20 protein-coding genes, 1 tRNA gene, 2 pseudogenes and 1 riboswitch are annotated in these 23,227 nt (G+C 62.0%); of the genes and pseudogenes, 4 read left to right on the forward strand and 19 right to left on the reverse strand.

Annotated features, from left to right (window positions below; all coding sequences use genetic code 11):
* Nucleotides 1-22: 22 nt before the first annotated feature.
* Nucleotides 23-1,186, forward strand: coding sequence for an MFS transporter (locus GJU48_RS06725; protein WP_094951021.1), 1,164 nt, complete (start codon nucleotides 23-25; stop codon nucleotides 1,184-1,186).
* Nucleotides 1,183-2,382, forward strand: a complete 1,200-nt coding sequence (locus GJU48_RS06730) for an MFS transporter (RefSeq protein ID WP_094951020.1) — start codon at nucleotides 1,183-1,185, stop codon at nucleotides 2,380-2,382. Before GJU48_RS06725 ends, GJU48_RS06730 begins: the two co-directional genes overlap by 4 nt.
* Here the strand turns inward: GJU48_RS06730 and GJU48_RS25085 are convergent.
* The 14 genes and pseudogenes from GJU48_RS25085 to GJU48_RS06795 form a co-directional block, all read right to left on the reverse strand.
* Nucleotides 2,367-2,542 (reverse strand): annotated as a pseudogene (locus GJU48_RS25085) (addiction module antidote protein); the annotation flags it as partial. The gene GJU48_RS06730 and the pseudogene GJU48_RS25085 sit on opposite strands and share 16 nt — an antisense overlap.
* Nucleotides 2,543-2,747: 205 nt before the next feature.
* Nucleotides 2,748-3,053: a DUF6482 family protein gene (locus GJU48_RS06735; RefSeq protein ID WP_094951018.1), complete on the reverse strand. Its 306-nt coding sequence runs from the start codon at nucleotides 3,051-3,053 to the stop codon at nucleotides 2,748-2,750.
* Between the two features lie 23 nt (nucleotides 3,054-3,076).
* On the reverse strand, nucleotides 3,077-3,601 hold the full coding sequence (locus tag GJU48_RS06740; RefSeq protein ID WP_094951017.1) for a DUF3833 domain-containing protein: 525 nt from the start codon (nucleotides 3,599-3,601) through the stop codon (nucleotides 3,077-3,079).
* 198 nt (nucleotides 3,602-3,799) lie between these two features.
* Nucleotides 3,800-3,873, reverse strand: a tRNA-Gly gene (locus GJU48_RS06745).
* A 210-nt stretch (nucleotides 3,874-4,083) separates the two neighbouring features.
* Nucleotides 4,084-4,968, reverse strand: a complete 885-nt coding sequence (locus tag GJU48_RS06750) for an alpha/beta fold hydrolase (RefSeq protein ID WP_094951016.1) — start codon at nucleotides 4,966-4,968, stop codon at nucleotides 4,084-4,086.
* A 304-nt stretch (nucleotides 4,969-5,272) separates the two neighbouring features.
* Complete coding sequence (locus GJU48_RS06755) at nucleotides 5,273-5,965, reverse strand: 16S rRNA pseudouridine(516) synthase (RefSeq protein WP_094951015.1); 693 nt, start codon at nucleotides 5,963-5,965, stop codon at nucleotides 5,273-5,275.
* On the reverse strand, nucleotides 5,965-6,177 hold the full coding sequence (locus tag GJU48_RS06760) for a cysteine-rich CWC family protein (protein WP_094951014.1): 213 nt from the start codon (nucleotides 6,175-6,177) through the stop codon (nucleotides 5,965-5,967). The genes GJU48_RS06755 and GJU48_RS06760 overlap by 1 nt, the downstream gene beginning before the upstream one ends.
* Before the next feature lie 51 nt (nucleotides 6,178-6,228).
* Nucleotides 6,229-8,001, reverse strand: coding sequence for an allophanate hydrolase (gene atzF, locus GJU48_RS06765; protein ID WP_094951013.1), 1,773 nt, complete (start codon nucleotides 7,999-8,001; stop codon nucleotides 6,229-6,231).
* Nucleotides 8,002-8,029: 28 nt separating this feature from the next.
* A pseudogene (gene uca / locus GJU48_RS06770) lies at nucleotides 8,030-11,658 on the reverse strand (urea carboxylase).
* Nucleotides 11,659-11,917: 259 nt separating this feature from the next.
* Nucleotides 11,918-12,547, reverse strand: a complete 630-nt coding sequence (locus GJU48_RS06775) for an urea amidolyase associated protein UAAP2 (protein ID WP_094951012.1) — start codon at nucleotides 12,545-12,547, stop codon at nucleotides 11,918-11,920.
* 9 nt (nucleotides 12,548-12,556) lie between these two features.
* The gene (locus GJU48_RS06780; RefSeq protein ID WP_094951011.1) at nucleotides 12,557-13,282 is read right to left on the reverse strand and encodes an urea amidolyase associated protein UAAP1; all 726 of its coding nucleotides are present in this window, start codon (nucleotides 13,280-13,282) and stop codon (nucleotides 12,557-12,559) included.
* Nucleotides 13,279-14,043, reverse strand: a complete 765-nt coding sequence (locus GJU48_RS06785; RefSeq protein WP_094951010.1) for an ABC transporter ATP-binding protein — start codon at nucleotides 14,041-14,043, stop codon at nucleotides 13,279-13,281. The genes GJU48_RS06780 and GJU48_RS06785 overlap by 4 nt, the downstream gene beginning before the upstream one ends.
* Nucleotides 14,040-14,855, reverse strand: coding sequence for an ABC transporter permease (locus GJU48_RS06790; protein WP_094951009.1), 816 nt, complete (start codon nucleotides 14,853-14,855; stop codon nucleotides 14,040-14,042). The genes GJU48_RS06785 and GJU48_RS06790 overlap by 4 nt, the downstream gene beginning before the upstream one ends.
* A 12-nt stretch (nucleotides 14,856-14,867) precedes the next feature.
* On the reverse strand, nucleotides 14,868-15,935 hold the full coding sequence (locus GJU48_RS06795; protein ID WP_094951008.1) for a putative urea ABC transporter substrate-binding protein: 1,068 nt from the start codon (nucleotides 15,933-15,935) through the stop codon (nucleotides 14,868-14,870).
* 61 nt (nucleotides 15,936-15,996) lie between these two features.
* A riboswitch (guanidine-I (ykkC/yxkD leader) is annotated at nucleotides 15,997-16,098 on the reverse strand.
* Nucleotides 16,099-16,511: 413 nt separating this feature from the next.
* Between GJU48_RS06795 and GJU48_RS06800 the strand changes: the two genes are divergently transcribed.
* Nucleotides 16,512-16,871, forward strand: a complete 360-nt coding sequence (locus GJU48_RS06800; protein WP_094951007.1) for a hypothetical protein — start codon at nucleotides 16,512-16,514, stop codon at nucleotides 16,869-16,871.
* Between the two features lie 144 nt (nucleotides 16,872-17,015).
* Here the strand turns inward: GJU48_RS06800 and GJU48_RS06805 are convergent, their stop codons facing one another.
* On the reverse strand, nucleotides 17,016-18,128 hold the full coding sequence (locus GJU48_RS06805; RefSeq protein WP_094951006.1) for an enoyl-CoA hydratase/isomerase family protein: 1,113 nt from the start codon (nucleotides 18,126-18,128) through the stop codon (nucleotides 17,016-17,018).
* A gap of 135 nt (nucleotides 18,129-18,263) precedes the next feature.
* Between GJU48_RS06805 and ung the strand changes: the two genes are divergently transcribed.
* Nucleotides 18,264-18,956, forward strand: a complete 693-nt coding sequence (gene ung, locus GJU48_RS06810; protein WP_094951005.1) for a uracil-DNA glycosylase — start codon at nucleotides 18,264-18,266, stop codon at nucleotides 18,954-18,956.
* 123 nt (nucleotides 18,957-19,079) lie between these two features.
* Here the strand turns inward: ung and GJU48_RS06815 are convergent, their stop codons facing one another.
* The 4 genes from GJU48_RS06815 to GJU48_RS06830 form a co-directional block, all read right to left on the reverse strand.
* Entirely contained in the window at nucleotides 19,080-20,117 is a 1,038-nt protein-coding gene (locus GJU48_RS06815) for an AbrB family transcriptional regulator (protein ID WP_094951003.1), read from the reverse strand.
* Nucleotides 20,110-21,624, reverse strand: coding sequence for a tripartite tricarboxylate transporter permease (locus tag GJU48_RS06820; RefSeq protein WP_094951002.1), 1,515 nt, complete (start codon nucleotides 21,622-21,624; stop codon nucleotides 20,110-20,112). The genes GJU48_RS06815 and GJU48_RS06820 overlap by 8 nt, the downstream gene beginning before the upstream one ends.
* Nucleotide 21,625: 1 nt before the next feature.
* Entirely contained in the window at nucleotides 21,626-22,084 is a 459-nt protein-coding gene (locus tag GJU48_RS06825) for a tripartite tricarboxylate transporter TctB family protein (RefSeq protein ID WP_094951001.1), read from the reverse strand.
* Between the two features lie 122 nt (nucleotides 22,085-22,206).
* A complete protein-coding gene (locus tag GJU48_RS06830) occupies nucleotides 22,207-23,190 on the reverse strand; it encodes a Bug family tripartite tricarboxylate transporter substrate binding protein (protein WP_083359661.1) in 984 nt (327 codons plus the stop codon).
* Nucleotides 23,191-23,227 lie beyond the last annotated feature (37 nt).

Genomic DNA, 23,227 nt, shown 5'->3' on the forward strand with positions numbered 1-23,227 from the left:
ACAAAATAAAACGAGAGGTTTCATGAAGCCGCGCCTGCATTGTGCCCGCCTTGCCCTGTTCCTGTGTGGCTGCGCGGCGTTTCTTAATCTCTATGCGACCCAGAGCATCCTCGCGACCTTCGCCGCGCAGTTTCATATCAGCGCCAAGGACGCGGGCTGGAGTATCACGGTCACCACTTTGGCTGTGGCGATTACTGCGCCCTTTGTCAGCCGGCTGACCGGCCGCCTCCCACAGCGCACGGTGATCGCCGTGGCCGCGCTGCTGTTGGCGGTGCCCGCGCTGATGACCGCCTATGCCAACAGTTTTGCCGAAGTACTGGTGTGGCGGTTTGTGCAAGGCATGTTGATACCGGTGGTGTTTGCCACCAGCGTCGCCTACATCGGCGACCGTTGGAGTGGCGGGACGGTGACTGAAGTCACCAGCCTGTATGTGGCGGGCACCGTGTTGGGCGGGTTCGCCGGGCGCTTCGTCACCGGAGTGATGACGCAATACGTCGGCTGGCGGGAAGCCTTCGAGTTGCTGGCGGTATTGAGCCTGATGGTCGGTGGGTTTATCCAGTTTCTGTTGCCTGCCAACCGGCCTCGAACCGAGCGGCTTAAAGCCGCTTCCTCTGGTGTTTTGCGTAAACCCTTGTTGGCTGCTTACGCCGTAGGTTTTTGCGTGCTGTTCTGCCAAGTCGCGGCATTTACTTACGCGGGTTTGTACCTTGGCCTGCCGCCGTTCAACCTGGGGCCAGCGGCCTTGGGGACGCTTTACATGGTGTTTCTGCTGGCCTTGATCGTGATTCCCATCGCCGGGCGCCTCAGCAAAGCCAGGCCTCACGCCGAGCTGCTGGCGGTCGCCGCTGCGCTTGGCGTCAGCGGTTCGGCGCTGACCCTGGCGCCGTCGTTGTGGTGCATTGTGGTGGGCCTGGCGCTGAGTTCCACCGGCGTCTTTCTCGCCCAGGCCGCCGCCAATGCCTTCATCAGCGCCACAGCCGGTAACCACAAGTCGGGCGCCGTGGGGGTTTACCTGACCTGTTATTACCTGGGCGGCAGTTGCGGTGCCATCGTTCCTGCGTTGATCTGGGAACGTTGGGGCTGGGCCGGCTGCGTGGCGCTGATTATCGGCTTTCAATTGCTGACCCTGCTGATCGCCCTGACCGGTTGGAAGCCGCTTAAACCTGAGCTGATCCAGGCACCATGAACGACTCCGTCGCCGTGCCCGCCCGCGAAACATCCACTCGCCGCCGTTCGCTGATTGCCGGTTGCAGCGCCCATGCCGTACACGATGGGCTCACCGACGTTATCTATGTGCTGCTGCCAATCTGGCAAGCGCAGTTCGCCTTGTCCTACGCCCAGATCGGCCTGTTGCGTGGCGCCTACTCCGGGATGATGGCGGTGTTCCAACTCATGGCCAGCCGCGCCGCCACACGCTGGGGCCGCGTGCCGCTGCTGGTGGGTGGCACCGCGCTTGCGGGTCTGGCTTACTTATTGGTGGGACAAGCCACCGGGCTGTGCCTGTTGCTGCTGGCGTTGCTATTGGGTGGGCTGGGAGCGAGCACCCAGCACCCGCTGGCGTCCTCGATGATCACCGACGCTTATGAGGCCGGTGGTGGCGTCAAGCAGGCGCTGTCCCAGTACAACTTTTCCGGCGACATCGGCAAAACCCTGATTCCTGGGTTGGTTGGCCTGCTACTGACCGTCATCAGCTGGCGCGTCAGTGCGACACTCCTTGGGTTGCTCGGTCTGGTGGCAGCAGGGCTGCTGTGGTGGTGGGTGCCTGCTCCCGTTTCCGAATCCGCCGCTGCAAAAAAAGCCAAGCCGCTCAGTGGGACGGGCTCCGTCACAGGTCTGCGTGCATTGATTCTCACCGGCACCCTTGATAGCGCCGTGCGCATGGGGTTTCTCACGTTCCTGCCATTCCTGTTGCAGGCCAAAGGTGCTGGCACAGCGGGCATCGGCCTGGCCCTGACTATGCTGTTCATCGGCGGTGCATTCGGCAAATTGCTCTGCGGCTACCTGGGTGCCTGCGTCGGCATGATGAAAACCGTCTGGCTGACGGAAACCAGCACAACGCTGCTGATCGTCGCAGCCGTGTACCTGCCGCTGAGTGGCTTGATGGTGATGTTGCCGGTGTTGGGCCTGGCGTTGAACGGCACGTCTTCGGTGCTCTACGGCGCAGTGCCGGACCTGGCGGGGGCCGGCAAACGCGAGCAGGCGTTTGCAGTGTTTTACACCGGCACGATTGGCGGCGGAGCGCTGGCGCCGTTGGTATTTGGCGCAGTGGGCGATGCGTTGGGTGTGCCGGTGGCGGTGGTGGTGCTGGCGGGGATGTTGTTGGTGACGTTGCCGTTGGCGTGGGTGGTGCAGCGCGGTCGCGCGCCTCAAATAGTCGAGTGATTGCTGGAGTGTCCAGACCGGGCCAGTAGATCAATGCCAAGTGAGTGAAGCACCTTAAGGACTGTTTCAAAACGAGGTTTAGCGCCAGGGGCAAATGCTTTGTACAGACTCTCGCGACCCACGCCTGCTCGGTAGCAATCTTCGTCATTCCACGGGCTTTTCAAGGTTTTCCTATTGCCAAAATTTGCAGTCTGAAGGCGAACGCTAGAACGGCTATGAATTTTGCGGCATTGCCTACACAACGATCAGAATCGTCTGAGTTAGGTGTCTCGGTCGACGTCTTTAAGGTTTGTCTGCCGCTGCCTATCAGCGGTCGAGGCCTGTAGCTCGATCTGGGGCCGGGGAGTCAAAAACCGCAAAGCGCCTTAAAGAGACGAAGCCAACGTAAACGGAATACGCAACGCGCCGATTGCCCCTTCCCGTACACCGCACATTTCATCGTGCACGCAGTGTTGCACCAGCACACAGGGAAACGGCGGAACGCGTTGCAACAGGTCGCGCAAATGCGTGGTGGAGCCGATGCGCATCGGCTTGGCGTCCTCGCCCAAAAGCGTCATCTGGACATGATCCAACCTGACGCGCGCGATGTAGAAACCACCCTCCAGCGACAGCAGTTCCAACTCACGAACTTCTCCTTTTTGCGCCAATTCGGTCAGCATTTGCAGATTCATGATTCGCCCTCACTTCGGGTCGCTCACTGGCGACGAAAGAACAACGTGACCTGGCCCCATTCGACGCCGAACTTGGTCATGCTGGAACGGTTGATCAAGGTGTCTTCGTCCATCAAGTACATCCAGTCATCAAAGCTCACTTCGTAGATTGAGCCATCCACCGGCAGGTTGAGTCGGTAACGCCAACGCAGTGCGTTGCCCGCCACTTCGCCAATCGCCTCGCCGACCACATCACCTGCCCGACCGCGCCAGCGCCCCGGGCCATCCGGTGTCAGCGTCCACACCCGCTGTTGGCGCGTGCCATCGCTGTACAGGAAACGCTCGTCGAGAATCAAGGCGTTGCCCTCGCGCCGGCTGGCGATATTGACCTCAAAGCGCTTGGCCACTTCGCCCGAGCGCTTCTGGAAAATCCCCCAGGCCTTGACGGGCTTGCTGAAGAAACGCTCCAGGTCCAACTGCGGTTGCTGGTCTGCGTAGTGGGCCACTTCGACGTTGCCGCAACTGCTCAAACTCAGCGCCAACAACAATGAAACCAGTAGACGTGTCATTGCCCGGCTCCGTGATCATGCGCGGCGAAGCGCCAACGCTTAGCACTGATACTTGTACAGAAATATTGATTTGTACAGGTTTGTGCGAAAAGAATAACTGAGACCTCAAATCACGCCCATAAAAAAACCGGCCACTGAGGACCGGTTTCTTTATGCATCTCCCGTCAGAACCCTCCTGACGCAAGCGCAAAATCTGAGTGGAGCGGGTAGAGGGAATCGAACCCTCGTCGGAAGCTTGGGAAGCTACTGTTCTACCATTAAACTATACCCGCTCAGAGCGGCTGACTTTGTACCAGATGTTCGCCGGGATTTGAAGTTTTTCTTCGAAAAATGTGTGAGTTGCGTTCATCAAGCGGGTGTGGGAGCTGGCTCGTCGGATCGCCGCACCACGGCGCCGGCCGCAAGCCGGAGCTGGCTCGTCGGATCGCCGCACCACGGCGCCGGCATCGCGGGCAAGCCCGGCTCCCACATCAGCGGTTAGTTCAAATCGCAAAGGCATGCTGCATCTGGCCCTGGTGATAGCGCAACCGGCTGACCTGCCGCTCGGGTTTCAAAAAGCCGACCACCGCGTCCCGGCTGTCCCGGCACGCCGCCTTGTGCTCCATATCCAGAAAGTGCCCGGTGGCCTGGATGGTGCTGAAGCTGCTCTTGGCCACATGCTGGCCAAACAGCTTGGCATCTTCGACGCTGGTGTATTCGTCCCATTCGCCATTTAAAAACAGCACCGGAATGTCGATTTGCCGGGCTGCTTTGAGGTAGCACAGCCGGTCGCTGTTGAGTACGTGGCTGATGTGAAAGTGCATCTGCCCGTATTCGTGCTCGGCCAGGTTGCTGACGTGTTTGTAGTTGAAACGTTTGAACAGCGACGGCAGGTGTTTGCCGATGGTGCTGTTGACCAAGTGGCCGACGCGGTCGCGGTCGAGGTTGCCGAGGTAGTCGACGCCGCGTTCAAGGTAGTCGCGCATCGGTGCGTTGACCACCGGAGAGAACGAGCTGATCACCGCCTTTTCCACGCGGCGCGGGCGCTCTGCGAGGGCGACCAGTGTGGCAGCGCCACCCCAGGAGAACGACAGCACGTGTTCGGCGGCGAAGCGGTCGATGAGTTCCAGCAGAATCTGGCCTTCGACTTCCTTCGTCAGCATCTGCTCGTGGCGGTTATGGATTTTGGAGCGGCCAGCGTAGGGCTGGTCGTACAAAACCACATTGAATTGCGGGTACAGGCTTTTCACGGTTTGGGCGAAAGAGGCCGTGGTGGCCATGGAGCCGTTGACCAGGATGATGGTCTTTGCCGCAGCATCCGCGCGATAGAACTCCGTGTAAACCCGATACTGACCCTGTATATCCAACACAGCGATTTCTGGCCTCATGTCGTAAGACTCCTGGCAAGCGGGTAGGGCGCGCAGATCAGTCTGCACACGCTTTATGACAGGTAGGCATACGCCTGGAAGATGAGCGCCCATGTCGGCCCGATGACGGCTGGCCGACGGCTGTTGTTAGGGCGGGCTGTTTGCCGCAAAGGCCCGTAGATCAAGCGCGGGCGGGGCAAGGTGTTTCTTGGAGGTTATAGGCGACTCGCCAGTCATATTTTGGCTGGCGTCTTGATTCAAGCAGCACAGACGCCAGGTCGCAAGGCGCCGAACTGGTTTTTTGCCATCACCGGCCGAACGGTTATCAGACTCTTCGGATTTCGTTGTCAGTCAGTGCCCGATATTCGCCCGGCGCAAGCGCATCATCCAGCACCAACGGCCCCATTCGCTCACGGTGCAGGCCGATCACCTTGTTATCAAAGTGCCCGAACATGCGCTTCACCTGGTGATAGCGGCCTTCGATGATGCTCAGCCGCGCGGTCCTTGGGCCCAGTAGCTCAAGTTCGGCGGGTTGGGTGGTGAGGTCTTCAAACGCAAAATACAGGCCCGCAGCAAACGTCACCGCGTATTCAGGGGTGATGTCTTGTTCGGTTTGCACGAGGTAAACCTTGGGCAGTTTGGTCTGCGGTTGGGTCAAGCGGCGCGACCACTGGCCGTCGTTGGTGATCAGCATCAGCCCGGTGGTATTGAAATCCAGACGACCGGCGATGTGCAGTTCGTCCTTGTCCGGCACATCCAGTAAGTCGAGGACCGTGGGGTGTTGCGGGTCGCACGTGGCGCTTACACAGCCTTGGGGTTTGTGCAGCATGAAATAGCGCGTTGGTTTGCCGACTTGCAGCACTTCATCGTCAACACACACGCAACTGAACTCACGCACTTCGTGGTGTGGATCGCTGACCGCCACGCCATCGACCTTCACCCGTCGCTCAACCAGCAGTAAGCGCACTTGCTGGCGATTGAAACGCGGCAGGTTGCTGAGGAAACGATCAACGCGCATTACTTAGGCGCAACCCCACGCAATTGCGCATCCACCTGGGCACACCGTGGGCATAGGCAGGCGGTGTTGCGCAGTTCATCCGGCAGCGCTTGGAGCACCGCTGGGTCGATGGTGACGCTGTAGCACCAGCAGGCTTGGTCGGCGGTGCGCGGGTCGGCCAGGGTGCAGTCGTTGCGAGCACCGCAGGCGGGGCAGAGGGTTGGCGTGGTCATGTCGGTTCGGGCTGTATCGCGCAGTTTCCAGCACGATACAGCGCCGCCCCGCTATTGCAAGCTGTGCAGGTAGGCGCGCCAGCCGCCGAAGTGGCTGATGTCCACCGCGCCCGCCAGGCCGTAGGGTTCGCAGATGAAGCCGGTTTCCCAGCGCCCGTCCGCCAGTTGCACCTTGCCAAGGCCCAGTGGCGCGGGGATGCCGGTGAGGAATGAGCCGAGTTCGCGGCTCGGCAATTCCCACACCTCAACCTCGACGGCCACGCCGCCTTCGCTTACCCGCAGCATGCCGGGGCGATAAGGCGGCCCGCCGGCCAGGGCGAACAGTTGATAGTCCGCCGAGCTGTGGGTGCGCTCCAACAAGCGTGCACCACGGCGCACTAATTGGCCGTTCAGCGCCAGCCCTTGCAGGTGTGCGCCACACACCACCAGCCGCGTCATGTCATGGCTGGCGTTGCCTGTTGGCGCGCCGAGCGATGCATCCTGCTGGCGCTGCAGCGCATCGGCCACGCCCAGCAGGTATTGATCGGTAAATGCGCGACCAAACAGCGTCACGCCCCAAGGCAAACCGTTGTGCATAAAGCCGCTGGGCACGGCGACGGCCGCGTAATCCAGCAGGTTCATGAAGTTGGTGTAATAGCCCAGTTCGGCGTTGCGCAACACCGGTTCGGCACGCAGTTCTTCCAAGGTGACTGGGCGGCCGATGGTCGGCGTCAGCACGCAATCGAGCCCTTCCAATAACACATCACATTGGGCTTTCAAGGCTTGCAGACGGTACTGCGCACGGAAGGTGTCGACACCCGTCACCGCCGGCGCCTTGGCCAACACGGCACGGATCACTGGCAGCACCGCTTCGGGCTCACGCCCCATCAGTTCACCGGCCACGCTGTAGCGCTCGGCCACCCACGGCCCTTCATAGAGCAGGCGCGCGGCTTCGAGGAAGGGTGACAGGTCGAGCGTGACCGGTTCGCCGCCGAGGGCAATCACGCGGGCGATGGCCTGCTGGAACAGGGGTGGGCCTTGCTCGCAGCCGAAGAATTCCAGGTCCTGAGTGCGCGGCACACCAAAACGAAACGGCCTCGGTGCACCGAACGCGCAGGCGTCATTCCACGCCGGGTTCTGGCGGCTGTAGGCGTCCAGCGGGTCGAGCTTGGCGGTCAGCGCCAGCAACTGGCTGGCCTCGCGCGCGGTGCGGGTAAAGGTGGTGACGCAATCCAGCGTACGGCACGCCGGCACCACGCCCGCCGTGGAGATCAGGCCTTTGCTCGCCTTGAGCCCCACCAGGTTATTCAACGCCGCCGGCACCCGGCCGGAACCGGCGGTGTCGGTGCCCAGGGCAAAACTCGCCACACCCAGGGCGACGGCCAACGACGACCCCGCACTGGAACCGCCCGCTGGATATTCCGGCAATACACTGTTGGGGCAGGCGCCATACGGCGAGCGGCTACCATTGAGCCCGGTGGCGAACTGATCCAGGTTGGTCTTGCCCAGCGGCACCGCGCCCAGGGCGATCAGTTGCTCGACAATCGTCGCACTGCGCGTCGGTACATAAGCAAACGCCGGGCAGGCCGCCGTGGTCGGAATGCCTACCAGGTCGATGTTGTCCTTGATCGCAAACGGCACGCCGAACAACGGCAATTCGGACGGCTCGCGAGCGTCCAGTGCCGCCAGGTACGGCTCCAGTTCCGCCACGCTGAGCAGATGAATAAACAGGTGATAGTCAGGGTTCAGTTGCGCGGCTTTTTCGCGCAACTGCAAGAGTAATTCGCGCGGCGTGGTATCGCCGCTGAGGTAGGCATTGCGCAGGTTGTCCAGTTGCAGATTCATGGCTTGTCCGCCTGTTGAAAAAGAAAAGTCAGTCACGTTCCAGCACCACCACCCGTTGCCCGGCGCCAATGCCGCTGCCGGGTTGCACCGGGATCTCGCGCACGGTGCCGGCGAAGGGCGCCACCACCGGGATTTCCATCTTCATGGACTCAAGAATCACCAGCACCTCGCCGGCTGAGACCCGATTCCCGGTAGCCACCTGAACCTGCCAGAGGTTGCCGGCGATAGGGCTGTCGACGCTGACCTCGTTGGCCAGCAGCGGGGTGTCTTCACCGATGGGCGCAGCCAGCTCTTCACTGTCGTAATGCGCCTGGCCGCTGGCGATCCAACGCTCGCGCTCGGCATTAAAAGCCTGCTGCTGATGCTCGCGAAAGGCGCCGATGCTCGACGCTTCCCGCGCCAGAAAAGCCTGGTAATCCGCGAGGTTCAACTGGCTGTGCTCGATGCTCAGCGCAAAGCGCCCCAGCGGGAAATCGCGGCGGATCTGCACCAGCTCATCAGCACTCACCGGGTAGAAACGGATCTGGTCAAAGAAGCGCAACAACCATGGCTTGCCGTCGAACGCCGCGACTTCCCGGTAGCGGTTCCACATCTGCAGCGTGCGCCCCACAAACTGATAACCGCCCGGGCCTTCCATGCCATAGACGCATAGGTAAGCACCGCCGATGCCCACCGAGTTTTCGGCGGTCCAGGTGCGGGCCGGGTTGTATTTCGTGGTCACCAGGCGATGACGCGGGTCCAGTGGCGTGGCGACCGGCGCGCCGAGGTACACGTCGCCCAGGCCCATCACCAAGTAGCTGGCGTCGAATACGGTGTGGCGCACTTCGTCGAGGTTCGCCAGGTCGTTGATACGGCGGATGAACTCCAGGTTGCTCGGGCACCACGGCGCGTCTTTGCGCACGGTGGTCATGTATTTTTCGATGGCCAGTTGGCAGGCCGGGTCGTCCCACGACAACGGCAAATGCACGATGCGCGACGGCACTTGCAGGTTTTGCGTGGCGCACACGGCGGCCCATTCGGTGGTGATCAGCGGCAGCAGCTCGGCCAGCGGCAGTTGTTCGGGCAGGTAGTGGATTTGCAGGGAGCGGATGCCCGGGGTCAGGTCGATCACGCCGTGCAGGGCGCGGGTTTGCAGGGCCTGCATCAGCGCGTGTGCGCGAAAGCGCAGCACCAGGTCGAGTTCGGCGGCGCCGATCTCCAGCAGCAGGTGGGTGTCACCGGCGAGGCGAGCGACGAGGCGGGTGTTGTCGTGGCCGGTGTCCAACACCACTGGCGACTCGATCAAATGTGGGCGCGGGCTTGCTCGCGCCGCGAATGCATCACCTCGGTTTGACTGACAGCCCGAGCCGTCTGCATCGCGGGCAAGCCCGGCGCCCACATTTGATCCCAGTTCAGGGCGAGATCGCGGGCGGTTTTGAGGTCGACCGGTTCGAAGCGAATTTTGTCACCCGCCTTGAGTTGCCCCAGCTGCCACAGGTCCGCCTCAATCACCGTCACCGGGCACACAAACCCACCCAGGCTCGGCCCATCCGGCCCGAGGATCACCGGCATATCCCCAGTAAAATCCACCGCCCCAATCGCATAAGGATTGTCATGAATGTTCGACGGATGCAGCCCGGCTTCGCCGCCGTCCGTGCGCGCCCATTCAGGCTTCGGCCCGATCAGCCGCACGCCGGTACGGCTGGAGTTGAAATGCACTTCCCACTGGGTGGCGAAGAAGGTGTCGATGTACTCAGGCAGGAAATATTCCGGCGCACCGTGCGGGCCATAAATGACCCGCAGTGTGCGCACCTCAGCCAATGGTTCAGCCATCAACTGCTGCCCGGCGTTGACGTCTGCCAATGGCAACACGTGCAACACATCACCGGCCCGCAAAGCACGCCCGCCATGCCCGCCAAACTGACCGAGCGTGAAGGTGCTTTTGCTGCCCAGATAGTCGGGCACTTGCAGCCCGCCGCGCAGGCACAGATAGCTGCGTGCACCGGCGCCTGCGAGGGTGCCAAGGCTCAACATCGACCCGGCCTCGATCAACAGCGCGGTATTCATCGGCGCTGTCTGGTCATTCAACAGCAGCGGGATTTCTGCACCGGTGACGGCGATGACCGCCGCGCAATTGAAGCGCAGCAGTGGCCCACTCATGGTGATTTCCAAGGCTGCTGCGCCGTCGTTGTTGCCCAGCAAACGATTGCCCAAGCGCAGCGCGCGACTGTCCATCGGCCCTGACGGCGGCACGCCCACGGCCCAGTAGCCGAGGCGGCCAGGATAATCCTGCACACTGGTTTGCGTGCCGGCGCTGAGCACTTCAACGGTGTCGGCGGTGTAGACCAGATCTTCCAGGCAGCGCGTCCATGGGCGGCCGCTGGCGAAGGGCGCGGCGAGCAGGATCTGGCGCAGGTAATCGCGGTTGGTTTCCACGCCATAGAGCTGGCTGTCGCTCAACGCCTGATGCAGGTCCATACGTGCCTGTTCGCGGCTCGGCGCCCAACTGATGAGCTTGGCGATCATCGGGTCGAAGTACGCTGGGATCTCGCAGCCAGCTTCCACCCAAGTGTCGATCCGTAGGCCTGCGGCCGCCGGGAAGTCCACGCGAGTCAACAGCCCCGGGCTCGGCTGGAAGTCCTTGCCTGGGTCTTCCGCATACAGCCGTGCCTGAATCGCATGGCCATGGGGGTTCAAAGCCAATGTATGCAAAGGCGGCATTTCACCGGCTGCCAGCAGCACCATCCAGCGCACCAGGTCCACGCCCCAGACTTGCTCGGTCACGCCGTGTTCCACTTGCAACCGGGTGTTCACTTCGAGGAAGTAAAAGCGGCCATCGGCGCTATCAAAGATAAACTCCACGGTGCCGGCGCTGCGGTAATTTACGGCCTTGGCCAGGGTAATGGCGGCCGCGCACAAGGCCTCGGCCATGCCGTCGGGCAGGTTCGGCGCCGGGGTTTCTTCGAGGACTTTCTGGTTGCGCCGCTGCACGGAACAGTCGCGCACGCCGAGGGCGATCACTTCACCTGCGCCGTCGCCGAACACCTGCACTTCCAGGTGGCGGGCGTGCTGGATGTACTTCTCGATGAAGACACCGGCGTCGCTGAAATTGTTCTGCCCCAGGCGTTTGACCGCCTCGAACGAGTCGCCCAACTCGGCCGCGCTGCGGCACACGCGCATGCCGATGCCGCCACCGCCGGCGGTGCTTTTGAGCATTATCGGGTAGCCCACCGTGTCGGCCGCCAGCAGGGCCGCGTCGAGGCTGTCGAGCAGTTCGGTGCCTTCCAGCAAGGGGATCTGATGTTGCTTGGCCAGAGTGCGCGCGGTGTGCTTAAGGCCGAATACGCGCAACTGTTCAGGCGTCGGCCCAACGAAGGCAATACCGGCGCTTTCGCAGGCTTGCGCGAAGGCGGCGTTTTCCGAAAGGAAGCCGTAGCCGGGGTGGATGGCCTTGGCGCCACAGGCCTTGGCGGTGGCGAGGATTTTTTCCACCGCCAGATAGGTGCCGGCCGCCGCGCCTTCACCGAGGCTGTAGGCCTCGTCGGCTTGCTGGATATGCAGGCTGGCTGCGTCAGCTTCGGCGTACACGGCGACGCCTTTGACCTGCAGCTCGCGCAAGGTGCGCAGGATGCGACAGGCGATGGCGCCACGGTTGGCGATCAACAGTTTTTCGAACATGGCAAAACCCTGCGGGCCGTCCCGCATGTGGGGGTACGCGCCAGGGTCGTCCATGGCGCAAATCTTTGGAGTTGATGGTGATCAACTGTGGGGGCCGGGCTTGCCCGCGATGGCGGTGGGTCTGTCACCTTATTTATTGGCTGATTAACCGCCATCGCAGGCAAGCCAGCGCCCACAGGGAACCCTCATTGTTTTTGCATGCACTGCCCCGCTCGGGCCTGGCACAGGGCGAACAACCATTTACGCAACCGCTTCATTTTCAGTTCCATACCAGTAACTCCGCAGGGGTCGGGTTGTAGGCGTTGCAGGGGTTGTTCAATTGCGGGCAGTTGGAAATCAGCACGATCACGTCCATCTCCGCGCGTAAATCGACGTACTTGCCGGGCGCGGAAATACCGTCTTCAAAGGTCAGCCCACCGTCGGCTGTGACCGGCACATTCATGAAGAAATTGATGTTCGGCCCGATGTCGCTTTTACCCAGGCGGCCATCGTGGGCGCAGGCGCGCAGGTAGTTGTCTCGGCAGCTGTGCATGTAGCGTTTTTCCAGGGCGTAGCGCACGGTGTTGCTCTCTTGCGCGCAGGCGCCGCCGAGGGTGTCGTGGCGCCCGCAGGTGTCTTCGACGAGGGTCAGCATCGGCTGGCCGAGGTTGGAATACAGCACGCTGCCGGTGCTCAGGTACACGTTGTTTTGCCGACGCAGGGTGCGTTGCACGTCGTAGCGTTCCTTGGGGTTTTTGAGGCTGTAGAACAGCGTGTCGACGGCCTGGTTACCCTCAAGGTCAAGGATGCGCAGGGTCTGGCCGGCCTTGACCTCCATCAGCCACGGCTCGCCGGCGGGAATAGTCGCGCGGTACACCGCCGCATCGGGTTGTTTCAGTGCGATAGACATGGCAGCTCCTCAAGCGAACAGGCGGTCAGTGTTGATAAAGCCGCGCGTGTTTTCCGGGCGCGACGTGCGGCAGTGTTCGGCGACGCTGGGGGCCGCGTTCATCCAGCTCAGCTTCAGCGGTTGCGGTGCGTAATCGGGGTTGGGGTCCATCGGGTGTTGCAGGGCGGTGAGCACCACCAGCGTGTCCATCGGTGCGTAGAGCTCGATGTAGTCGCCAGCCTTGGAATTGCCCGGCACAAAGTGCAAACCGCCGTCGCCGTCCACGCTGACGCGGCTGAACAGGTTGAGGGTCATCAACAGGTCGCAAAGCCCCAGGCCCCACTTGCCCAATTCCACCAGCAGGTTGTCGGTGCCGTTGCGGTAGAAGCCGTTGCGCAGTTCCTGATAGCGGCCCTTGCCATATTTTTCGGCCACCTCGGCGGCGCATAACACCCCGCCAATGCTGTCACTCCAGCCGCAGGTGTCGGCGGTGATGGCGGCCAGCACGCGGCCCATGTCCGAGTACAGGCAGTGGCCGCGGGTGAGCTTGGCGGTGTGTTGGCATTTGAGGCTGTCGGGCAGGTTCAGGCGTTCGGTTTTTTCATTGGCGTTGAGCAGCGTCAGGCTGACGTTGGCGCCGCCACGAATGTCGGTGAGGCGCAGCAGTTGGCCGCGCTTGAGCACGAAGGAACGGTGGCCGCCGCCGGGTAGCATTTCTTCGGCGAACGGCGCAAACAGTTGAGTGGAATCGGTCATTGGGCTGAGGCTCCAAGTTCGGCGGCGAGCGCTTTGCGGCGCGCGCTGTTCAAAGGGATGTCGTAGGTAATGCGGGCGCCATAGGCACCGGGGGCGTGGGGGTCGACGCGGACCTTGTCGAACACCAGCAAGCGCGTGCCGAGGCTGAAGCCTTCGCTCAGGTCGTGGGTGACCATGAACACCGTCAGCCGGGTTTCGCGCCACAGCGCCAGCAACAGCTGGTGCATGTCCTTGCGAATGCCCGGGTCGAGGGCGCCGAAGGGTTCGTCCAGCAGCAGCACGCGGGGCTTCATGATCAGGGCTTGGGCGATGGCCAGGCGTTGCTGCATGCCGCCGGAGAGCTGCGCCGGGTACTTGTCCAAGGCGTGGCCGAGGCCGACTTTTTGCAGCAGTGCGGCCGCCTGTTCCCTGGCGTGTCTTTTGGCTTTGCCGAACAGCCGGCCCAGCAGCGGTGAATGAGGCAGTTCAAGGCCTAGGGCGACGTTGTCCAGTACCGTCAGATGCGGGAACACCGAGTAGCGTTGGAACACCACGCCACGGCTGGCATCCGGCTCGGCGGCGAGGGCTTGGCCGTCCAGCAGGATCTGGCCTTTGCTCGCAGTTTCCTGGCCCAACAGCAGGCGCAGAAAGGTGGATTTGCCGCACCCAGAGGTGCCGACCAGCGTGCAAAACTCACCCTCCTCGACGTGCAGGTTGAGGCCCTCCAGCACCACTTGGTCGCCGTAGCGCTGCCACACATTGTTGACGCTGATAAAACTCATGCCCGCGCTCCTTCGTACCAGGGGAACGCACGGCGGGTGAGGGTTTTCAGGCCCCAGTCCATCAGCCAGGCGAGCAGGGTGATCCACACCACGTAAGGCAAGATCACGTCCATCGCCAGGTAGCGGCGTACCAGGAAAATCCGGTAGCCCAGGCCGTCGGTGGAGGCGATGGCTTCGGCGGCGATCAGGAATAACCACGCCGAGCCGAGCATCAGCCGCAGCGAAATCAGCAGGCGCGGCAGCAGTTGCGGCAACACCACGCGCAGCATCAGGGTCCAGGTGGAGGCGCCGAGGGTTTGCGCTTTTACCAGCAGCTCGATGGGGATTTCCCGTGCGCGCTGCTCAAGGTCGCGCGCCAGGGCTGGGGTGATGCCGATAACGATCAGCATCACTTTGGACAATTCCCCCAGCCCGAACACGATGAACAGAATTGGCAGGATCGCCAGCGGCGGCACCATCGACAGCACCGTGAGCAACGGCGACAACGGCGCGCCAAACAGCGGCAGCGTACCGGCGGCAATCCCCAGGCACAGGCCGGCGAGGGCGCTTATTCCTAAGCCGATGGCGAGGCGGCGCAGGCTCGACGCGCTGTCTTGCCACAGCACGTACTCACCGGTACGCGTGTCGGCGCTGAACGCCAGGCGTTTTACCGCGTCGCCCATTTGCACGGCGCTGGGCAGCAGCTTGTCGTTGGGGTTGTCTGCCAGGCGCTCGGCCGAGCCCACGAAGTAGGCGAACAGCAGCAGGGCGAACGGCAGGATCACCAACAGCAGGCGACTGGAGCGTTCCGGGTGACGGTTGATCAGGCGCATGGCCGGGTCCTCTTACAGCGTGCCGTCGGCGGCCATCTGCACATAGCGGGGGTCGAAATGCAGCTTGAGGTTGGCGGTGTCGCCGCTGGTCACGCCATTGGCGAAGCTCATGCCCACGGCGCTGGTGTCCTTGGCGCCCTCACCGAGCAAGCCGTGCTGGAAGGAGAATTCGGCAACTTTGCGCATGGTGGCGGGCAACTGCGCACTGGTGGCGAAGGCGAGGGCTTCCTTGGGCGTGGCGAACAGCTTGGTGGTGTCCAGTTGCGCCTGGAAACCCTTGAGGTCGGTGCCCGACGCTTTGGCCATATGCTCCAAGGCTTCGGTGCTGGCGGCGTTTTTGGCGTTCATCAGCGCGACCACTTCAAACCAGGCACCGGTGAGCGCTTTGCCCAGGGCGGGGTTGTCTTTGAGGGTTTGGGTGTTGACCACCATCATGTCCATGATTTCGCCGGGCACTTTGCTGGAGTCGAAGACTTGCGTGACACCGGGCTTGGCCTTGATCTCGCAGAGCATCGGGTTCCAAGTCGTGACGGCTTGCACTTGATTGGTGTTGAAGGCAGCGGCGATGTCGGCGTCGGAGGTGTTGACCACTTTCAGGTCTTTTTCGGTGAGGTCAGCCGATTCCAGTGCCCGCGCCAGCAGGTAGTGGGACACCGAGAGTTCCACCAGGTTGACGTTCATGCCCTTGAGGTCGGCCACGGTCTTGCCGGTGCCTTTGATCACCACGCCATCGTTGCCGTTGGAGAAGTCGCTGACCACCAGCGCGGTGCTGTCCACGCCACCGGCGGCGGGGATGGTCAGGGCGTCCATGTTGGTCATGGTGCAGCCATCGAACTGGCCAGCGGTGTACTGGTTGATGGATTCGACATAGTCATTGAGCTGCACCATGTCGATCTTGATGCCGTACTTCTTGGCCCACTTGTCGAGGATGCCCTGGCTGCCGGCGTACTCCCACGGCATCCAACCGGCGTAAATGGTCCAGCACACACTGAAGTGGTCTTTGCTGGCGGCTTGGGTCTGGAAGCTCAACACGGCGGCGAAAGCGGCGGCGAGCAGGGCGGGTAAACGGGGTGTTGGCATGGGGTTTCTCCAGTTGATCATGGGCGGGCAGGGAGCAACGCGGCACCGTGAACGGTGGCTTGTCTCCCGGGCTTTTATCCCGCCGTGTAACCTCAACTGGAGGTCGCCAACTCTCGGACCAGCCACTCGCGTCAAGCGAGCCGGAACCCTAGTCAGCCATTGCAAATTGTGGTGCCGCGAACCTGTGATGAAGCCTGCACGGGTTAGCCAAAGCGAGAGTCGTGCCAAGTAGGCCGCGAGCCTTTAGACCGAAGGTTTGCGCGAGGAGGGTGAGGGGCAGGGGGCTTGGGCTGCGTTGTGCTGGTGCGCTGGCGCACTGCAATGAAGCGCTCGCTTCGTCTGAAACAGATGTTTCAAGTCGCGAGGAGGGTGAGGGGCAGGGGGCTTGGGCTGCGTTGTGCTGGTGCGCTGGCGCACTGCAATGAAGCGCTCGCTTCGTCTGAAACAGATGTTTCAACCTGTGTCCGAAACGCACCAGATTCGGTTTTTGATGTCAGATATTTCGTCATTCAATGAAAGACGAATGCCGCCCTTCAGCGTCGCTGAAGGTGCTCTCAAGCGGTCCAGGAGGCCGCCATGTATCGACGACTGCTTCTTAGCGCTTTATTCGGCCTGACCCTGTCTGCGTGTGTGCCCTATTACGATGGCGGGGGTACTTACTATCGCTCTGAGGTCTACACCACTCCGGCCCCGGCCTATTACTACGGCGGCGGCCCCAGTTACCTCTATGGGCGTGGCTACTACGCGCCGCCACCGCGTTACTACCCGGCGCCGCGTTATTACCGGCCAGCGCCGGGCTATTACCCAAGGTCTAATTACCGGCCGTACCCGAACCAAGGCTGGGGCGGCAACCGTTGGGGCAATGGCGGTGGGCACAACCAAGGCGGCAACCGTGGCGGCGGGCATGGTGGCGGCCACGGTGGTGGTCACCGTTAGACGTCGGAGCTATTACCCAAGGTCTAATTACCGGCCGTACCCGAACCAAGGCTGGGGCGGCAACCGTTGGGGCAATGGCGGTGGGCACAACCAAGGCGGCAACCGTGGCGGCGGGCATGGTGGCGGCCACGGTGGTGGTCACCGTTAGACGTCGGACAAGTCCGCCAATGGGTGCCGACCTTCCCAGGCCTTGTGGAAATGCGCTTGCACCACGGCCTCGGGAATGGTGTTGATATCCGGCCAGTGCCAATGGGGCGTCTGGTCCTTGTCAATCAACCGCGCGCGCACGCCTTCGGCGAACTCCGGGTGACGGCAGCAGTTCAGGCTCAGGGTGTATTCCATCTGGAACACTTGGGCCAGGGACAGGTGCCGGGCGCGTTGAATCTGCTCCCAGACCAGATGCGCCGTCAGCGGGCAGCCTTCGCTGAGGGTCTTGCCGGCGCGGCTGAACAGCGGGTCGGCGTGGTCGCGCAATGGGCTCAGCGCGCGCCAGGCACAGCGCACATCACCGACGTCCAACCATTCGTCGATCTGTGCACGGCGGGGCAGCCATTGCGCCTCGGGTTGCTGGCTGACCGCTTCCTGGGCCAGGGCCTTGAGCAGGCTGTTGAGTTGCATCGCGGTTTGTTCCTGCCAATTCAGTTGCAGCAGACCTTCGATTAATTCTTCTTGCTGGTCATCGCGCAGGAAACGGTCGGCCAGGCCCAGGTCCAGGGCGTCGCGACCATTGATGTGCGCGCCGGTGAGGCCAAGGAACACGCCGAGCTTGCCGGGCAGGCGCGACAGGAACCAACTGGCGCCCACATCCGGGTACAGGCCGATGCTGATCTCGGGCATCGCCAGACGGCTGCTCGGTGTCACGATGCGCACCGCCGCGCTTTGCAGCAGGCCCATACCGCCGCCCAACACGTAGCCGTGGCCCCAGCAGATCAGCGGCTTGGGGTAGGTGTGCAGGCGATAGTCGAGGCGGTATTCCGCCGCGAAAAACTCTGCGGCCAGGGTTGGCACAGCGCCGGGCTGTTCACGGCAGGCCTGGGCCAGGCTGCGCACTTCGCCGCCGGCGCAAAAGGCTTTGGGGCCATTGCCGCGTAGCAGCACACAGGCGATGTTCGGGTCTTGGGCCCAGGCATCCAGGCGATCGCCCAGGGCCAGGATCATCGGCAAGGAGAGCGCGTTGAGAGACTTTTCAGCGTCCAGGCTGGCGATGCCGATGCGGGCACCGTCGCTGCCGGTCAGCTCTTCGAAGTGCAGGTTCATCGTGACCTCAATCGAGAAAGTGAACGATCAGTATGATCGCTTCAACAGAAAGTGCCGGTTGTGTGTCAGATCAATTGACAAGCGGGGTCGGCTTTCCTAGGGTTCGCCCATTCTTTTTTACACGACGAACACACCATGACCGAAGGCGACCGTATCAAACTCGAACCCAGCTGGAAACACGCTCTGCAGGATGAGTTCGAACAGCCCTACATGGCTCAACTGCGCGAGTTCCTGCGCCAGGAACACGCCGCCGGCAAAGAAATTTACCCACCGGGCCCGCTGATTTTCAATGCACTCAACTCAACGCCGCTGGACAAGGTCAAGGTGGTGATCCTCGGCCAGGACCCGTACCACGGCCCAGGCCAGGCCCACGGCTTGTGCTTCTCGGTGCAACCGGGCGTGCCGACGCCGCCCTCCTTGGTAAATATCTACAAAGAGCTCAAGCGCGACCTGAACATCGACATCCCCAACCACGGTTGCCTGCAAAGCTGGGCCGACCAGGGCGTGCTGATGCTCAACACCACCATGACCGTGGAACGCGCGAATGCCAACGCCCATGCGGGCAAGGGCTGGCAGTTCTTTACCGACCGGATTATCGAAGTGGTCAGCGCGCATCAACCGCACTTGGTCTTCCTGTTGTGGGGCGCCCATGCGCAAAGCAAGCAAAAACTGGTGGATGCGACCAAGCACCTGGTGCTGACGTCGGTGCATCCGTCGCCGCTGTCGGCGTATCGCGGGTTTTTGGGCTGCGGGCATTTCAGCCGCACCAACAAGTTTCTTGAGCAGAATGGCGAGACGCCGATTGAGTGGCGGTTGCCGCCACTCTAAAGCTCAGTACAGTCCAATGTGGGAGCTGGCTTGCCTGCGATAGAATCACCTCGGTCTGGCTGAAACACCGAGGTGCCTGGATCGCAGGCAAGCCAGCTCCCACATTGGAATTTGGTGGAGGGTTTAGACGTTGTCTGGCTGGCGGTTCCAATGCCTGAACAACGGCTCTGCCAGAAACAGCACAAACAACAAGCGCATCACCTGCATCGCCGTCACCAACGGCACCGACAGTTGCAAGGTCTCGGCGGTGAGGCTCATTTCGGCAATGCCGCCGGGCATCATGCCCAAGGTCAGTGAGCGCAAGTCCAGCTGCGTCATGGCGCTCAAGCCCACCGCCGCTAACGTTGCCAGCGCCATGGTCAACGCCGTACCGATCAGCGTACGCGCCATAAACGACGGGGCCCGGCGAAAGAACTGACGGTTGAAGTGGCAGCCCAAGCCGCTGCCGATCAGCCATTGGCCGATCTGGCTGCCGCCATCGGGCAGGCCGATATGCAAGTCCCACACTACACTGGCGGTGGCGCTGACCAACAGCGGCCCGAACAGCCACGGGTTCGGTTGGCGCAAACGCTGCCATCCCCAGGCTACCAGCGCGCCAATCGGAAATAGCACCGCCAGCCAGGCCCAGCTCACCGGCGCGGGATGAAACTGCGGCGCGCCGCCTTCGAGCAAATACTTGAAGATCGCCGGCACACACAGCACCACCACCAGCACGCGCAAACTCTGCCCCGCCGCAACACGGCTGAGCACCGCGCCATTACGCGCGCCGAGGTTGACCATCTCACCGGAACCGCCCGGCATGCTCGAGAAAAACGCGGTGGCGCGGTCTTCGCCACTGCGGCGCATCAACCACACACCGACAATGCTCGACAGGCTGGTGATCAGCGCACCGAAGAAGATCAGGCCGAAGTGGCTCATCACCTGCTCGATCACCATCGGCGTAAAGTGCAGCCCGATGCCGACGCCCACTACCCATTGGCCGCATTTGCGTCCGCCGGGAATCTCGGCCAATTGCCACGGCGTCAGGCAGCGCACCAGGATGATCGCCAGCAACGAGCCGACCATATACGGCAAAGGCCAGCCGACGAGGCTGGCCAGGTAACCGCCGGCCAGGCCGACCAGCGGTGTTGCCCACCATTGTTTAAAGGTGACCTCAGACATCGGCCACGGCGCGACGCTGCAGGGCACGTTTGCGGTAGATGCGCAGCAGCGGCACAAGCAACATGATTGCGGTCAGTACCCACACACCAAAGGTGATTGGGCTGGACCACAGGATTTCCAGCGCGCCGTTGGAAATCGACAGCGCGCGGCGCAGGTTCTGCTCCATCAGGCCGCCGAGGATAAAGCCCAGCAGCACCGGCGACAGCGGGAAGTCCAGCTTGCGCAGGATGTAACCGAAGATGCCGATACCAATCATCAGGAACAGGTCGAAGGTGGTGGCGTGAACCGCGTACACCCCAATCGCGGTGATGATGGCGATTACCGGCACCAGCGCCCAGTTTGGCACGGCAAGGATGCGCGTGAAGATGCGGATCATCGGGATGTTGAGGATCACCAGCATGATGTTGGCGATAAACAACGAAGCGATCAGGCCCCAGACGATGTCCGGCTGTTGTTGGAACAGCAGTGGGCCGGGGGTAATGTTGTACAGCGACAGCGCGCCGATCATCACCGCGGTAGTGCCTGAGCCGGGTACGCCGAGGGTCAGCATGGGGACGAGGGCGCCGCAGGCGGCAGCACCGATGGCGGTTTCCGGCGCGGCCAGGCCACGTTTGTCACCTTCGCCGAAGGTGCCGCTGGCACCGGCGATACGTTTCTCGGTCATGTAGGCCACGGCGCTGGCCAGGGTGGCGCCGGCGCCCGGTAGCACACCCATGATGAAGCCCAGGACGCCGCAGCGAATATTGACTACGAATACCGACGCTGCTTCCTTGAAGTTGAACATCATGCGCCCGCTGGCCTTGACGGCTTCCTGGCCATGGTGGGTTTTTTCCAGCAGCAACAGGATCTCGCTGATGGAAAACAGGCCCAGGACCAGCACCACAAATTGGATGCCGTCGGTCAGGTGGATATTGTCACCGGTAAAGCGGTACACACCGCTGTTGGCGTCGATACCCACCGCCGACAGGAAAAGGCCGATCAAGGCGGCGACAAAGGTTTTCAGCGGTTTCTCACCGGCCATACCGCCCAGGCAGACAATCGCGAACACCATCAATACGAAATATTCCGCAGGCCCAAAGGCAATCGCCCATTTAGCCAGCAGGGGAGCAAACATCACCATGCCGCAAGTGGCGATGAGTGCACCGATGAACGAACTCCATGCTGACAACGACAGTGCCACGCCCGCCAGGCCTTTACGCGCCATCGGGTAGCCGTCGAGGGTGGTCATTACTGTCGAGGCTTCGCCCGGGATGTTCAGCAGAATCGAACTGATACGGCCGCCGTATTCACAGCCCAGGTACACGGCCGCCAGCAATATCAGTGCTGACTCAGGCGGCAGCCCAAGCGCGAAGGCGATGGGGATCAACAGCGCGACGCCATTGATCGGCCCCAGGCCCGGTAACAGGCCGACCACGGTACCGATCAGGGTGCCGCACAATGCGGTCACCAGGTTGTAGGGGGTCAGCGCAACGCCGAAACCCTGGCCCAAATAGCCAAGCGTATCCATATCAGTTCTCCAGAACGTCGAGCAGGCCGAGGGGCAGAGGTACGTCCATGGCTTTATCAAACAGCAGATAAAGACCGACGCTCATCAACGTGATAATCACCACACTGGGCAACCAGCGACCGCCATATAGCCGAGCCATTGGTATACCGATCAGCATGCTGCTGAGAATGAAACCCAGCGGCTCGAAGGTGCCGGCAAATATCAGTAGCAGTGCCACGCATAGGCCGATTTTGATCAGGGTCGCTCGGTCCAGCGGTGGTTCGTCGTCCTTGTATTGGGTGGGCTGAGGGCGAAACAACATATAGATCAGTGCCAGGCTCATCAGGCCGAGCATCAACAGCGGGTAGGCACGGGGTCCGACCGGCTCGTAGGAAAATGCCGCCTGATACGGCCAGGCCATCAAGGCCAGGCCGGCGCAGGCAAGCAGCAGCGTGGCTGCAAAAATGCGTTGTAAGAGCATGGGAAACTCCTGGGCCCCACCCCTGATGCACAGAGGCGTGGCCGCGCGAACAAGGGGCGATTACGGGAATCCTGGGCCCCACCCCTGATGCACAGAGGCGTGGCCGCGCGAACAAGGGGCGATTACTGGATCAGGCCGAATTCTTTGGCCAGCACTTTGTAGTCAGCCACCTGTTTCTTCACGTAGGTGTCCAGCGCAGGTCCGGTCATGGCGAACGGGAACAGCTCGCGCTGGTTGCGCAGCTTGGCGAAGTCTTCGGAAGCCAGCAGCTTGTCAAAGGCGGCTTTCCACCAGGCGTAGTCTTCATCGCTGACTTTTGGCCCGAGGTAGAAGCCTCGTACCACTGGCCAGACGATGTTGTAGCCTTGCTCCTTCGCCGTCGGAATATCCTTCATTTCCGGCTCGTCCAGGCGCTCCTCGGAGAACACCGCGAGTAAGCGCATGTCGCCGCTCTGGATATGGGGCATGGAGTCGGAGATGTCGGTACTGCCCACTTGGATATGGTTGCCCATCAATGCGGTGACAATTTCACCACCGCCTTCCAGTGCCACATAGCGCAGGTCGCGCGGATTGATGCCGGCAGCCTTGGCGACCAGAGCGGTTTGCATCCAGTCCTGGCTGCCCACGGTGCCGCCGGAGCCGATGACCACTTTGCTCGGATCTTTCTTCAGCGCCTGTACTAGGTCGTCGAGGTTTTTGTAAGGCGAATCGCTTTTTACGGCGATGGCACCGTAGCTGGTGCCCACGGCTGCCAACCAACGCACGGCACTTTCATCGAAGCGCCCGAACTTGCCTTGGGCCAGGTTCAACAGCGAACCACTGGACCACGCCACCAAGGTGCCGGCGTCTGCCGGGCGCTGCGCCACCACTGCGTTATAGGCCACCGCACCCACGCCGCCAGGCATGTAGGTCACGCGCATCGGTTTGCTCAGCAACTTTTCGTTGACCAGCGCGCTTTGCGCCAGTTTGCAGGTCAGGTCAAAACCACCGCCGGGCGAGGCCGGGGCGATGCATTCCGGGCGCTTGGGTTCGTCGGCGGCCAGCAGTTGGCCAGCGAACAGCATGCAGCCGGCGGCGAGGGCCAATTTACGCAGTGAATAGGTCATTTTTATCTCCGTCTTTGTTGTTATTAGGTGTGACTGC

It is taken from the genome of Pseudomonas sp. IB20, assembly GCF_009707325.1.
GTDB lineage: Bacteria > Pseudomonadota > Gammaproteobacteria > Pseudomonadales > Pseudomonadaceae > Aquipseudomonas.

What these genes read in the sequence shown, in the direction of transcription:
- GJU48_RS06725 (WP_094951021.1), top strand. Translation starts at nt 23, where the DNA reads ATGAAGCCGCGCCTGCATTGTGCCCGCCTTGCCCTGTTCCTGTGTGGC.
- GJU48_RS06730 (WP_094951020.1), top strand. Translation starts at nt 1,183, where the DNA reads ATGAACGACTCCGTCGCCGTGCCCGCCCGCGAAACATCCACTCGCCGC.
- GJU48_RS06735 (WP_094951018.1), bottom strand. Translation starts at nt 3,053, where the DNA reads ATGAATCTGCAAATGCTGACCGAATTGGCGCAAAAAGGAGAAGTTCGT.
- GJU48_RS06740 (WP_094951017.1), bottom strand. Translation starts at nt 3,601, where the DNA reads ATGACACGTCTACTGGTTTCATTGTTGTTGGCGCTGAGTTTGAGCAGT.
- GJU48_RS06750 (WP_094951016.1), bottom strand. Translation starts at nt 4,968, where the DNA reads ATGAGGCCAGAAATCGCTGTGTTGGATATACAGGGTCAGTATCGGGTT.
- GJU48_RS06755 (WP_094951015.1), bottom strand. Translation starts at nt 5,965, where the DNA reads ATGCGCGTTGATCGTTTCCTCAGCAACCTGCCGCGTTTCAATCGCCAG.
- GJU48_RS06760 (WP_094951014.1), bottom strand. Translation starts at nt 6,177, where the DNA reads ATGACCACGCCAACCCTCTGCCCCGCCTGCGGTGCTCGCAACGACTGC.
- atzF (WP_094951013.1), bottom strand. Translation starts at nt 8,001, where the DNA reads ATGAATCTGCAACTGGACAACCTGCGCAATGCCTACCTCAGCGGCGAT.
- GJU48_RS06775 (WP_094951012.1), bottom strand. Translation starts at nt 12,547, where the DNA reads ATGTCTATCGCACTGAAACAACCCGATGCGGCGGTGTACCGCGCGACT.
- GJU48_RS06780 (WP_094951011.1), bottom strand. Translation starts at nt 13,282, where the DNA reads ATGACCGATTCCACTCAACTGTTTGCGCCGTTCGCCGAAGAAATGCTA.
- GJU48_RS06785 (WP_094951010.1), bottom strand. Translation starts at nt 14,043, where the DNA reads ATGAGTTTTATCAGCGTCAACAATGTGTGGCAGCGCTACGGCGACCAA.
- GJU48_RS06790 (WP_094951009.1), bottom strand. Translation starts at nt 14,855, where the DNA reads ATGCGCCTGATCAACCGTCACCCGGAACGCTCCAGTCGCCTGCTGTTG.
- GJU48_RS06795 (WP_094951008.1), bottom strand. Translation starts at nt 15,935, where the DNA reads ATGCCAACACCCCGTTTACCCGCCCTGCTCGCCGCCGCTTTCGCCGCC.
- GJU48_RS06800 (WP_094951007.1), top strand. Translation starts at nt 16,512, where the DNA reads ATGTATCGACGACTGCTTCTTAGCGCTTTATTCGGCCTGACCCTGTCT.
- GJU48_RS06805 (WP_094951006.1), bottom strand. Translation starts at nt 18,128, where the DNA reads ATGAACCTGCACTTCGAAGAGCTGACCGGCAGCGACGGTGCCCGCATC.
- ung (WP_094951005.1), top strand. Translation starts at nt 18,264, where the DNA reads ATGACCGAAGGCGACCGTATCAAACTCGAACCCAGCTGGAAACACGCT.
- GJU48_RS06815 (WP_094951003.1), bottom strand. Translation starts at nt 20,117, where the DNA reads ATGTCTGAGGTCACCTTTAAACAATGGTGGGCAACACCGCTGGTCGGC.
- GJU48_RS06820 (WP_094951002.1), bottom strand. Translation starts at nt 21,624, where the DNA reads ATGGATACGCTTGGCTATTTGGGCCAGGGTTTCGGCGTTGCGCTGACC.
- GJU48_RS06825 (WP_094951001.1), bottom strand. Translation starts at nt 22,084, where the DNA reads ATGCTCTTACAACGCATTTTTGCAGCCACGCTGCTGCTTGCCTGCGCC.
- GJU48_RS06830 (WP_083359661.1), bottom strand. Translation starts at nt 23,190, where the DNA reads ATGACCTATTCACTGCGTAAATTGGCCCTCGCCGCCGGCTGCATGCTG.